This window comes from Candidatus Venteria ishoeyi (genome assembly GCF_030378065.1).
GTDB lineage: Bacteria > Pseudomonadota > Gammaproteobacteria > Beggiatoales > Beggiatoaceae > Venteria > Venteria ishoeyi.
In genome coordinates, this window is record NZ_JAUCGJ010000021.1 from 1 (window position 1) to 13292 (window position 13292).

The window sequence follows — 13292 nt, forward strand, 5'->3', positions numbered from 1 at the left end:
CTCTGGTATCATCACATTACAAACCCAGGGCGTTGCCCTGGGCTAGTATGTTTTGCCCCTTTGGGGCTTGAATACTTTCTTAAGTTAATGGCAGTGGGGCGTTGCCCCAGGCTATATTAAAATACCCTTTTGGGGTGTTAGCGCTAAAACCCATATTTTAAGTTTTACCGTTAAACATTAGAGATAAATCTGTTCGCCTGAAAGGCGAAGGTTTTAACCTTGTGCATGGAAAATAAAATATAAAGCTATTGGAGGTTGATATGTATTTTGGAAAACGATATAAGTTGTTCTATGCGATATTAGCCATTGTCTGTTCTGGCTTGTTCAGTTTTTTTTCTGTATCCGCTGCTGCCGCCTCATATAAACTGGGCCTTGTAGAATGGTTACCCTGGGGGACTGCATATATTGCGGAGAATAAAGGTTTCTGGAAAGAACAGGGACTGGACATTCAAATAAAACAATTCCAGAATTATGAGACAGAAAATCTCAGCGCATTTGAAAATGGACATACTGATTTTATGTTGTCCATGTTAGGCAATACGCTTGAAATGATTAATCGAAATCCAGATAAAACCATTATTTTTGAAAATAATTGGTCTCATGGGGGGGATTTTTTTATTTTAAGTAAAGCCTTGCATAGCTTGGCAGCCGTTAAGGGTAAAAGAATTGCTGTCTATAGTAAATCTGCGCCCATTGGTTTTTTTGCGACGAAAGTGCTGGCATCAGCAAATTTAACGATTAATGATGTTAAACTGATTGAAATCGCAAATACAAAACATCTTAACAAGGCATTTAAGGCTGGGAAATTTGCCGCCATTATCAGCTATGAACCCGATGCCTCCAATGTGATTAAAGAGGGTAGCGGTAAGTTGTTATTCACCTCAGCGGACTTCCCTGGCGTGATACCGGAAGGTATCAGTGTGCAGAAAAAACACTTACAGAAAAACCCGGAAGATGTGCAGAAATTTCTGCGTGGCTGGCTGCGCGCAATACAGTGGCAGGCGAATCCGGCAAACCGGGATGAGTATTTTAAGATTTTAAAGCAAACCATGTTCAAGAACACAAGCTATTCCCAAAAAGAACTGGAAGCTTTTCATAGCGGTGGCAAATTTCACACAGATCTGGAATCAATTCAGCAGAATAATACACTGGCTTTGGAAACCTATATCAAGGAGCTGCTGGTATTTCTCAAACAGACTGGACGTAAAATACACAGCAGCAATGCCAGTGATTATTTTCAAACAGATATGGCCTTGCAGGAAGCAAAATTACTTTTTTCTGTTGCAGCAGAATGATTAACCTGCGTGGAACCAAGGTTTCAACGCCGCAACAAAGCAATCCAGCGCGCCAGATTTAACAACGCAGCCAGCGAAGAAGCGACATAAGTCAGTGCGCAGGCCGTTAAAATGCGCCGTGCAACGCGCAGGTCTTTTTTCTCTAAATAGCCGCCTGCTTCCAGCAAGGGTAGGGCGCGGCGAAAACTGGCATCCCATTCCACAGGCAGGGTCAGCAAATGCACAAAAACCGGAGTACCCAGACTGGCAAGACCTGCCAGAAACATCAACAGACCGGCTGCCGGTAAACGAAAAATTGCCGTTACCAGTGGCACGGCTATCATTAAACCCGCGCCTATGCGTTCAATTTTACTGGCAATCCCCACTAACTGGGTGCGAATATGCAGGGGTTGATAACCCAGCTTATCCTGCAAAGCATGACCCATTTCATGGGAGGCAACCACGATGGCGGTTAATGAGTTCCCCTTAAAATTTTCTGGACTCAGGCGCACAACCTTGTTCAGCGGATCATAATGATCCCCCTCACCGGACTCCGTGGGTTCTATGCGAATGTCTAATTTCATTTGCCGCGCCAGATGGCGGGCAAATTCAGCGCCACTGCCGGGAAAGTCTTCGCGGGGTTTGCTGTAGCGGCGCAACACATATTGCGCCCACCATTGTGGCAAAAAGATTCCCGCAATCAGCAGACTAATCAATATCACTAAAAAGGCCATCAGTTTCCAGATCCAGTAACGTGTACAAAATGCTGTGCCATATTATTTTTTTGGCACAGGCTATTATGCAATATTGGGGTTAAAAATCCCCAAATCACACAAATTATACTTTAATTGAATGCTGAAACGTGATGTTACAACAAATTGCCCATCAAAATAAACGCCGCCCAATGATAAGGATGATCATAAGGCAAACCCTTTTGCCCCCCTTTTGCCTGACCATTTTTCGCCTTAATTCTGCCCTGAATAAACGCCAGTTGCGTCTGGCGCAAAGCGGCAATTTTACTCAAACCCTGTTGCTCACGCAGTTGATAAAAATGCTGCATCCACCGGCTGGTGCTGTCATCATTGACTTGCCACAAGGTTGCCAATACCGCTTTTGCCCCTTTTTTCTGGGCGATAGTGCCGAAACTCTCTACCTCGGAACCATCCGCCCCGGATTTGATACTGCCCATCGCGGTATTGCAGGCGGACAGGGTTAATAAATCAATGCCGCGAAAACGGTAACGGCGTTGGTTCAGTTCCCCCAGATTTAAGGTATGACCATTGCCAAGCAATAAAAAGGAATGGCTTTCATTGCCTGGGCGCAAGTGAAAATGGGTGGCAAGGTGCAACACCTGGTGTTTTCTTTCTCCCAGCGTGTTTTGCAGGGTTTTGAGGGTAAATTTCTCATCTAACCAGACATTGCCAGATAAAATCCCCGCATCTTTGTTATTTTCACGGATAATATCGCCCAACTCTTTTGCTACGGCGGGCAATGCGGAAAAATCAAGGCGTTCATTATTGTTTTCCACCGCAGTTGCGCCCTGACTTACGCCCATGCCCGCCACATGCCACTGCGCCTGTGGTTTATTAGTCAAATGCAAACCCACGCCGGTGGCAGCGGTATAAACACTCAATGCGTATTGTTCAGCAAAATACTGTTTACCATCATGCAGAGCCGCTATCGGCACATAACGCAGCACATCATCCAACGACAACATCAAATAATCCGCTTTGACTTGTCGCAGGTCTTTGGCAATAGGCTGGAGAATCTGCTGATATAAATATTGAGATTCAGCACGGACATTTTTATAATTTTTCAGTTTTTGGCGATAATCCATAATTTTATGGCGCAAATCCTGACTATCCACTGTGATCACTTTTGCCACACGGTTATTTTCAGTTGCCATAATGATATTCAGGCGGTTTTCGGTCAGCCAGAAATGCAATGCCACCGCTTTGCCGCCTAATTGCTTGCCAAGTTCCAGCAGCACTTCCTGAAAATTATCCGGTTCATTATCAAGCTGCGCCATATTCAAGCGTTTTAATTGTTTATCCTGTTCGGCAAATGCCTGTTTGAGTTGGTCAATCAAATGATAATACGCCGCATCCGCGACATCCAAGTCCTGCCCTAATTGTATAAAACGCTTTTCTTCCGTGGCACTACGTTGCCCGCCTTTTTTCTCCAGACGTACATATTCCTGTCCCAGCGTAGTTAGTTTTTCACTGATTTGTTGATAACGTTGACACCAGCTTTGCTCCGCGCTGCTGCAATTAATGGCATGACTGAAATTAGCAGCACGGCTATGGTCGCGGCGCACATAATTAAATGCCTCTTTTTCCTTGAGCAATGCCAGCACCTGCTCGGCTTCCGGCAAACGCCCTGTATCCATTAACCAGTTGGCAAGGGTGCGGTATTTGTTTTCTTGGGACTGGATGAAGCTTTTTTTCAGGTCTTCAGATAGTTTGAGGTTTTGCTGGCGACTGGCTTGTAAAGTGTTGATGGCGCGTTTGGCAAAAAATATTGCTGCCTGGGGGTTGGATTTTTGTAATAACAGGGCGTAGTTCATTAGTGCAAGCGCAGTATCAGGGTGGCTGTTGCCGAGTGTTTTTTGCAAGAGGAGTTGGGCTTGTTGGTAAAAAGGCTCGGCGCGGGCATAATCACCCATTATTCGGTACAATTCTGCGAGGTTGTTGAGGCTTTGAGCGTAATCGGGATGGTTTTCACCGAGGGCGGTTTTTCTGATTTGCAAAGCCTGTTTGTGGAGTGGCACGGCGCGGGCATAGTCACCCATTGCTTGATACAGTACTGCAAGGTTGTTGAGGCTGCACGCATAATTGGGATGGTTTTCACCGAGGGCAGTTTTTCTGATTTGCAAAGCCTGTTTGTAAAGCGGCTCGGCGCGGGCATAATCACCCATTGTTTTATACAATAATGCGAGGTTGTTGAGGTCTGTAGCATAACCCGGATGATTTTCACCAAGGGCAGTTTTATCTATTTGCAAAGCCTGTTTGTAAAGCGGCACGGCGCGGGCATAGTCACCCATTGCTTGATACAGTACTGCAAGGTTGTTGAGGCTGGTGGCATAACGGGGATGGTTTTCACCGAGGGCAGTTTTTTTGATTTGCAAAGCCTGTTTGTAAAACGGCGCGGCGCGGGCATAATCACCCATTGTTTTATACAATAATGCGAGGTTGTTGAGGTTTGTAGCATAATCCGGATGGTTTTCACCGAGGGCAGTTTTATCTATTTGCAAAGCCTGTTTGTAGAGCGACTCGGCGCGGGCATAGTCGCCCATTGTTTTATACAATAATGCGAGGTTGTTGAGGCTGGTGGCAGTGCTGGGATGATTTTCAGCAAGGGTGATTTTTTTGATTTGCAAAGCCTGTTTGTAAAGCGGTTCGGCGCGGGCATAGTCGCCCATTGCTTTATACAATAATGCGAGGTTGTTGAGGCTGGTGGCAGTGTCGGGATGTTCCCCTAACACTTGTTGACGGATTTTTAGTGCCTGTTTGCCAGCAGTTATTGCTTTTTTGTATTTACCTTGTTGATAGGCTTTTACCAATTGCTGATTGAGGGATTGCGCCTGTTGTAATAATTCTTGTTTGTTGTCTTGCGCTAATAGCGGATTGGCTGTGTATAGCAGTAAAAAAATTAAAATAAATGAAAGCAGGGGTTTCATGAAATAGACTCCGTTTAATGTTTGTTTGTAGTTCAACCTTTAGGTTGCCACGCCTCACGTAGTGAGGCGTAATAAGCTGAGACTTGATATTATAAACGCAAGCTGAAGCTTGAACTACGAACGCAAGCTAAAGCTTGAACTACGAACACAAGCTGAAGCTTGAACTACGAACGCAAGCTAAAGCTTGAACTACGAACAAACTACGAACAAACAAACTACGAATAATCCCAATTTTTACCATAATCCAAAACAGGATATGTCTGCCACAACTGCAATGCCTCATCCCGATTCACTTCAGCTAAAAACTCATGCACACTCGAATAAGCCCAGTCCTGCCAATGCTCAACTAAACCATGCTTAACCGCATTGTGATGAATATAATTCAAACTCGTATAAAAATGTCGCTCAGAACGCATTACGCGATCTGAGCAATTATGCCAAACTTTACGCCCACGCCGATTGTCTTCACCATTCCAACGATACGAAGAACTACCGTGAAATTGTCCCAGACTTTTTCGCAAAATATCTAAATTTTCAGTGGTCAGTAATGCGTGATAATGATTAGGCAATACGACCCAGGCGTGGATTTCCTTGCAATATTCACGATAAATGGGCAACAAGCAATCTACACACTCTTGCAAACGCTGATGGTTTTTACCAATAATCGGCGCGTGTTCATAACAAGCGACAGACAGGATATAAACTTGTTCACCTTGTAGCGCCAAATGCGGTGGTGAATGCCACGGGCGGTGTAATTGTTTGCGCTCTTTTAATATTTCTGCCTGCTGTGCAGGTGTCATTTTACGCCATTTGTACATTTTGATTTGTGTTTGTTTGTAGTTCAAGCTTTAGCTTGTTGTTTGTAGTTCAAGCTTTAGCTTGTTACGCCTCGCTACGCGAGGCGTGGCAACCTAAAGGTTGAACTACGAACTTATAGGTGAATTTCCAGCCGCGTCAACACCTGCACCAGCAAAGCAGGCCGGTTTTGTAACATCTGCTGGGCTTGCAGTCGCCATGCCGGGTCTTTGCTCAGTGCTAAAGCAATATAGGCTTGCTGGATATTTTCCGGTAAACCAGCTTGCTGAATTTCTTCAACATTGGCAGGTAGTTTATCCACTACACGAATAAGAATCATTTTTTTCTGGTAATAATTATCTTCCAATACAAGTTGGTACTCCCCAACAGAGAGGGCTGCAAAAGATAAACGCGCCTCTTTTTGCTTGTCTTTTTGCTTGGTTTTAAGGGTAGCAATTTCCTTTTCTCTCTGTTGCAGTGTCAGTTGATAGGGCGCGACACCTGCCTGCCAGTAGACAAATAATGTTTTTTGCCCGTGTAACAAATAGTTTTTCCCCTTTTTATTCACACCTTGTATTTGAAAGCCTGTACCAACTATTCCACGCGCACTAAGGTCAATACTGGCAACTTGTTGATTGGTTTTTTGAGAAAACCATTTATTGACCATGGTAAACAGGTTATCTATCAGGCTGGGCGGTGGCGGGGTTTCTGGAATCCTAAACGGGCTGTTTTGTATAAAAACCTTTTGTTGCTGATTTTGGTCTGTGGTGAGTTGCAGCGAACTATCTGCTTTAACCTGCACCTCATCACCACTTTTCAACGCCATGAGTAACAAGGGTTGAATCGGCTCGGCATCCCGGATGATTAAACAGTCTTTGCCGTTAATATCATTTATCCACCAGGCAGCGGAAAGAGGCGTTGTCAGGCTAATAATTAGCAGTAAAATGGATATTTGTTTTTTATTCATGGTCTTATCCCTCATTTTTTTGATGCAGGTTTTCTTCCCATTGGGCAAACATTTGATGCAGTTGCATCGCCAGAATCGGCAGGGCAAAATCTATCCAGATACCAAATTTGAAAAAATAGAAACTGAGTGGCATTAACACAAGCATGATGATACTCCCTGTTAATAGCGTGGCAGTGGTGGAGTGAAAGCGGCTAAACAGCCATGCCATGCTGATAATCAATACAATTTCAATCAGCCATTTTATCCATGCGGACGGTGGGCTGATTTGACCGAACAGGGAAAAGGATTTGATGGCATTAATAATAATTAAGCCGCCGGAGAGTTGACCTAAGGGCGTGGCGTGCTGGTCATGTGCATAGGCATGGCTGGCGGCGATAACAACAATGCGGTTTTTAATCCGGTCATTGGCACAAGCCTGATTTTGACATTTAAGCAGGTCTTTTGCGGGAAGTATCTGCAAATCATCTGTTTCTTTGCCTGTAAGCGTGTAAATAATGCGCTCGCCAAGACTATGACTGGAAAGGGTAAGGGTTTTATCGTTGTATTCCAGTGTGTCGGGGGGTAGGGTTTGACAATCAGCAGGGGCGGCAATTTGCAGGGCTTCGCTGAGTTTGTCGTATTTGTTTTGCAACAAGGCATGACTGAGGAGTTGATAGGAAGGCAGTAAAATAGCTGGGTTTTGCTCGTATCCGGCTTTGCATCCGGCCTTGAGCAAATGCCAGTAGCGTACTTGCTGGTCGCTGTTGGTTTTTTTGAACAGTGGCTGCGCCCAGAAAATACGGTTGCCGATGCGGTTTTCATCAAAAAACAGGGGGCGTAATTTTGGCAGTTGAGCTTGTTTTACTGCATTAGTTGGATTGCTAAGTGGGTTAGTGAGGCTTGGGTAAAAACTGCGTAATAATATCAGTGGTGGAGATTTTTTATCATCATATTGGCGTAAAAAGTGTTCCAGTTGTCGGTCGGCTTTGGGCTGGTGTCCTGCGTGGGAAATATCAATATCAACGATGATTATTTTGGCTTGTTGTTTGGCGGCAAGCCGGATGAGGGTGGTTAGTTTGTCTCTTGGCGTGTAAAAAGGTTCGCCCCAGTCGCGGTAGCTTGTTTCGTTGATGTCAAGCAGCGTAAATTGCAGGTTTTGCTGTGTCGCTGAGAGGCGTGGCAGGGATTGATTGACTTGCATCATGCTGTCCATTGCAAAATTTTCCATTTCCTGTAACCAGGCGGAATGATGGGACAGTGTAATAATCAGGGTGATGAAACAGCCAATGAAAATGTTTTGCTGGAAATGATTGAGTTTTTGCCAGTAGCTTTGCCAGTGTTGTTGCGTGGGTTTAATGAATTTGCTCATCCCTTGGAACAGGACGCGAATCAGTAGCAAACGAATTAGATTTTGGTAAATACGTTTTATGAACATCAGCGTTTTCCACAAAAAACATTAACTCTGCCACAAATTTATTATCTATTCAAAAAAAGCCATATTGCTGCATGATATGTCATGGGAATTAGAAGATTAGAAGCTGTTAATCAATCATTATTAACTAACAGCTTCTATTTATATTTTAAGCGCTTGCTGACGTACCCTGATTTTCCTGCTTCATCTGCATCAAGGCGCGGCGGTAATCTACCGGCATGACTTTGATGAATTTTTCACGGTAATTAGCCCAGTTATCGAGGATTTCCTGAGCGCGTTCGCTGTTGGTGTAGCGATGATGATTTTCAATGAGTTTTTTCAAACGCGCTTCATCACCACAGGTCATGTCACGCAGTATGTCCACCCGTCCGTGCATTTCCAGATCACCTTCCTGATGCGTTTTTTCCATCTCGGTTTCTTCTTCTGGAATCGGTTCCAGTTCCACCATAGATAGATTGCAGCGTTGCTCAAAATCACCGACTTCATCCAGTACATACGCCACGCCACCGCTCATGCCCGCAGCAAAGTTGCGTCCGGTGTTGCCCAGTACCACGACCACGCCGCCAGTCATATATTCACAGCAATGATCGCCAACGCCTTCAATCACCGCAATCGCACCGGAATTACGTACCGCGAAACGCTCGCCACCAACACCCCGGAAATAACATTCCCCGGTGATGGCACCGTATAACACGGTATTGCCGACAATGATGTTTCGCTCGGCAACAATCGGGCTTTCGCTTGGTGGATAAATGGCTATGCGCCCACCGCATAAGCCTTTACCGACATAATCATTGCCTTCTCCGGCAAGCTCTATGGTCACGCCTTGGGCGAGAAACGCGCCAAAGCTCTGGCCTGCGGTGCCTTTGGCTTTCACATAAATCGTGTCGTCTGGCAAACCGGTGTGACCGAAGTTACGCGCCACTTCACCGGAGAGCATAGCCCCAAAACTACGATTATAGTTGTAAATAGGCGTTTCTATCTGTACTGGTGTTTGATTTTCCAGCGCAGGTTTTGCCTGAGCGATCAACTGATGATCCACGGCCTTATCCAAGCCGTGATCCTGTAATTCACTGTGGGAAATCGCCACTTCTTTATCCACTTTAGGGCGATGCAGCAGACGCGATAAATCCACGCCTTTGGCTTTCCAGTGCTCTATCGCCTGTTTGCTGTCGATAAAATCTGTACGTCCAATGATTTCATTGATGCTGGACATGCCTAACTCAGCCATGATGCGGCGGGCTTCTTCAGCAACGAAGAAGAAATAATTGACCACATGTTCCGGTTTGCCGGTGAAGCGTTTGCGCAGTTCCGGGTCTTGGGTGGCAACGCCAACGGGGCAGGTGTTCAGATGACATTTACGCATCATGATACAGCCTTCCGCAATCAGCGGCGCGGTGGCAAAGCCGAATTCATCCGCGCCTAACATCGCGCCGATAATGACATCGCGTCCGGTGCGCATGCCGCCATCCACCTGCAAGGCAATACGACCACGCAGTTTGTTCAGCACCATAGTCTGCTGAGTTTCTGCCAGACCGATTTCCCAGGGTGAACCTGCGTGTTTAATCGAAGTAACCGGGCTTGCGCCAGTGCCGCCGTCATAACCGGAAATAGTGATGTGATCGGCGTGGGCTTTGGAAACCCCGGCAGCTACAGTGCCAACACCGACTTCAGAAACCAGTTTCACGCTGATGCGGGCTTTTGGGTTGACGTTTTTCAGATCATGAATGAGCTGTGCAATATCTTCAATGGAATAAATATCATGATGCGGTGGTGGAGAAATCAGTCCCACGCCTGGGGTGGAGTGACGTACCTTGGCAATCACCTGATCCACTTTATGACCGGGTAACTGTCCACCTTCACCCGGTTTTGCACCTTGTGAGATTTTAATCTGAATATCATCGGAATTAACCAGATATTCTGTGGTTACGCCAAAACGCCCGGAAGCCACCTGTTTGATGGCAGAGCGCATGGAATCACCATTATCCAGTGGTTTGAAACGCTCCGGCAATTCACCGCCTTCGCCGGTATTGGATTTGCCGCCAATGCGGTTCATGGCAATTGCCAGTGTGGTGTGCGCTTCAAAAGAAATCGAGCCAAACGACATTGCGCCGGTGGCAAAACGCTTGACAATTTCAGTAGCGGGTTCCACGTCTTCCAGCGGAATCGGGTCACGATTGGATTTGAGTTGCATCAAACCACGAATGGTCAGCAGTTTTTCACTTTGCTCATTAATCGCTTTGGCAAAAGCATCATATTTTTGCTGTGCACTGGCACCGGGTTCACTGCGCACGGCGTGTTGCAGATCACTGATAGTTTTGGCATTCCATACGTGTTCTTCTCCACGAATACGGTAAGCGTATTCTCCGCCTACATCCAGGGCGTCACGATAAATCAAGGCATCGCCATAAGCCGCATGGTGACGGCCTACGGTTTCTTGCGCGATTTCTGCAAGGCCGGTACCTTCGATTGTGGTTTTGGTGCCGGTGAAATATTGCGCGATAAAGTCTGTGCGCAGGCCTACGGCATCAAAAATCTGTGCGCCACAATAAGACTGGTAGGTAGAAATGCCCATTTTAGACATGACTTTTAACATGCCTTTGTTGACGGCTTTAATGTAACGTGAATGCGCTTCTTCTTCGCTGAGCTGTTCCGGCAACTGCGGCAGAATTGAAGATAAGGTATCAAATGCCAGATAAGGGTTGACCGCTTCCGCGCCAAAACCCGCCAGGGTACAGAAATGATGGACTTCGCGTGCTTCACCGGTTTCCACGACCAGACCGGCAGAAGTGCGCAGGCCGCTGCGGATTAAGTGATGATGTACTGTGGAAGTCGCTAATAAAGCTGGAATCGCAATATGATCGGCATTCATTTTACGATCCGATAAAATCAGGATGTTATTACCTTCATTCACGGCAGTTTCAGCACTTTGACACAAAGTTTCCAGCGCACTTTCCATACCTTGCGCGCCTTGTTTTGCCGGATAACAAATATCCAGGGTTTTGGTACGGAAAGCGCCGCCAGTACGGGCTTCAATCTGGCGAATTTTCTCCAGATCGCCATTACTCAAAATCGGCTGATGTACTTCCAGGCGTTTATGGCCGCCACCACTGCCAAGATTTAACAGATTCGGGCGTGGGCCAATCAGTGACACCAGCGACATCACCAGTTCTTCACGGATGGGATCAATGGCGGGATTAGTCACCTGGGCAAAACCCTGTTTGAAATAGTCATATAACAAACGCGAACGATCCGATAATACGGCAATAGGGGTATCAATACCCATAGAACCAATCGGGTCTTGACCGCTGAGCGCCATCGGCTGGATAAAGAATTTCAGATCTTCCTGAGTGAAACCAAAAGCCTGTTGCCGATCCAGTAAGGTCTGCTGCGCAGGCGGCATGGCAGCCACTTCACTGGGTAATTTTTCCAGTTGTATCTGGGTGCTGTCCAGCCAGTTTTGATAAGGTTGTTTTTCACTCAATGCGGCTTTGATATCAACATCATCAATAATACGCCCCTGCTGTAAATCAACCAGGAACATTTTGCCGGGTTGCAAACGCCATTTTTTAATAATTTTTTCTTCAGGAATTTGCAAAACACCCATTTCTGAAGCCATTACCACCAAGCCATCGTCAGTGATAAGATAACGTGCCGGGCGCAGGCCATTACGATCTAATGTCGCCCCGATTTGCTGACCATCAGTGAATGCGACCGCTGCCGGGCCATCCCAAGGTTCCATCAAGGCTGCATGATATTCATAGAATGCGCGGCGTTTTTCATCCATTAAAGGATTACCGGCCCAGGCTTCCGGGATCAGTATCATCATCGCCTGCACCATGGAATAACCGCCCATCACCAGCAGTTCCAGCGCATTGTCAAAACACGCGGAATCAGATTGATCGGCATCGATCAAAGGCCAGATTTTATCCAGGTCTTCACCCAGAATTTCTGAGGCCATGGCATGACGGCGTGCGCTCATCCAGTTGACATTGCCGCGCACGGTATTGATTTCACCATTGTGCGCAATCATACGAAATGGCTGCGCCAAATCCCAGGTGGGGAAGGTGTTAGTGGAAAAACGCTGGTGTACCAGAGCCAAGGCCGATACCATTTTTTCATCCAGCAAATCCAGGTAATAAACCCCCACCTGATTGGCTAATAACATGCCTTTATAGAGCAAGGTACGGCAGGATAGAGAAGGGATAAAAAAGGTTTCACGCCCACCGATGCCCTGGCTTTCTACCGCGTGTTCCACCTGTTTGCGGATGACAAACAATTTGCGTTCAAAAACATTCTGATCGGCGCAGTTTGCGCCCTTGCCAATAAAGAGCTGGCGCACAACCGGCTCAGATTGTTTAACGCTTTCGCCTAGTGTGCTGTTATCGGTTGGCACATCGCGCCAGCCCAACAGGTTTTGTCCTTCCTGTTCCACATATTTTGCAATCAGATCTTCGCAACTGGCGCGTTTATCCAATTCCTGTGGCAGAAATACCATGCCCACGCCATATTCTCCGGCAGCGGGCAAATTGATATTAAATTCTTCGCAACAACTACGCAGAAATTCATCAGGTATCTGGATTAAGATACCTGCGCCATCGCCTGCCAGAGGATCTGCGCCCACTGCACCACGATGGGTCAGGTTCTTCAGAATTTCCAGTCCCTGGGCAACAATCGCATGACTTTTCTGGCCTTTAATATGCGCAACAAAACCAACGCCGCAGGCATCATGCTCATTAGCGGGATCATAAAGCCCCTGGGGGGACGGAAAAACACTGTGGGTCATCTGAATACCTCATTGAAAAACATAGATAAAGCGATAATTTAGGCTATTTGTGAGAATAAATGCACTATTCACAGACAGCCTTCACCCTGCCTCAGGGCAAAATGGGGTTATTATACATGTTTTTTTTGAAGTCGTGGTTATCAAGCTCAGCCAGTTTTTAATGGATTTTTACTGGTTTTTTTCAGGAATTCAGCACCGAAAATATAAAGATATAAATCAATGTGTTGAAATAATAGGGGGGGAATATTTTTCAGGGTATTTTTGGTGCAGCGATTCAGAACCCTCATCAATTATTTCATTAGATTGATAAAGCAGTTTATAACGGGCAAGGGTCGGCCTCTCCACAACCTCAGAAGTCTGTTTTGGTGTATAGGAGCGAG

The 13292-nt window shown here is 46.2% G+C and carries 7 protein-coding genes; 1 reads left to right on the plus strand and 6 read right to left on the minus strand.

Going from position 1 to position 13292, the window contains the following annotated elements; genetic code table 11:
• Window positions 1–260 precede the first annotated feature (260 nt).
• A complete protein-coding gene (locus QUF61_RS08785) occupies window positions 261–1295 on the plus strand; it encodes an ABC transporter substrate-binding protein (protein WP_289681360.1) in 1035 nt (344 codons plus the stop codon).
• 23 nt (window positions 1296–1318) lie between these two features.
• Here QUF61_RS08785 and QUF61_RS08790 read toward each other — a convergent pair whose 3' ends face one another.
• From QUF61_RS08790 to gltB, 6 genes are all read right to left on the minus strand, one after another.
• Window positions 1319–2008 carry a zinc metallopeptidase gene (locus QUF61_RS08790; protein WP_289681361.1) on the minus strand — a complete coding sequence of 230 codons (690 nt, stop codon included), beginning with the start codon at window positions 2006–2008 and terminating at the stop codon, window positions 1319–1321.
• A gap of 134 nt (window positions 2009–2142) precedes the next feature.
• Window positions 2143–4953, minus strand: coding sequence for a CHAT domain-containing tetratricopeptide repeat protein (locus tag QUF61_RS08795; protein ID WP_289681362.1), 2811 nt, complete (start codon window positions 4951–4953; stop codon window positions 2143–2145).
• A 215-nt stretch (window positions 4954–5168) separates the two neighbouring features.
• Entirely contained in the window at window positions 5169–5798 is a 630-nt protein-coding gene (locus tag QUF61_RS08800; protein WP_289681363.1) for an REP-associated tyrosine transposase, read from the minus strand.
• An 86-nt stretch (window positions 5799–5884) separates the two neighbouring features.
• Window positions 5885–6715, minus strand: a complete 831-nt coding sequence (locus QUF61_RS08805) for a hypothetical protein (protein WP_289681364.1) — start codon at window positions 6713–6715, stop codon at window positions 5885–5887.
• Between the two features lie 4 nt (window positions 6716–6719).
• Window positions 6720–8129 (minus strand): CHASE2 domain-containing protein, encoded by a 1410-nt coding sequence (locus QUF61_RS08810; RefSeq protein ID WP_289681365.1) that lies wholly within the window; start codon window positions 8127–8129, stop codon window positions 6720–6722.
• A gap of 145 nt (window positions 8130–8274) precedes the next feature.
• Window positions 8275–12912, minus strand: coding sequence for a glutamate synthase large subunit (gltB, locus tag QUF61_RS08815; protein WP_289681366.1), 4638 nt, complete (start codon window positions 12910–12912; stop codon window positions 8275–8277).
• Between the last annotated feature and the right edge of the window lie 380 nt (window positions 12913–13292).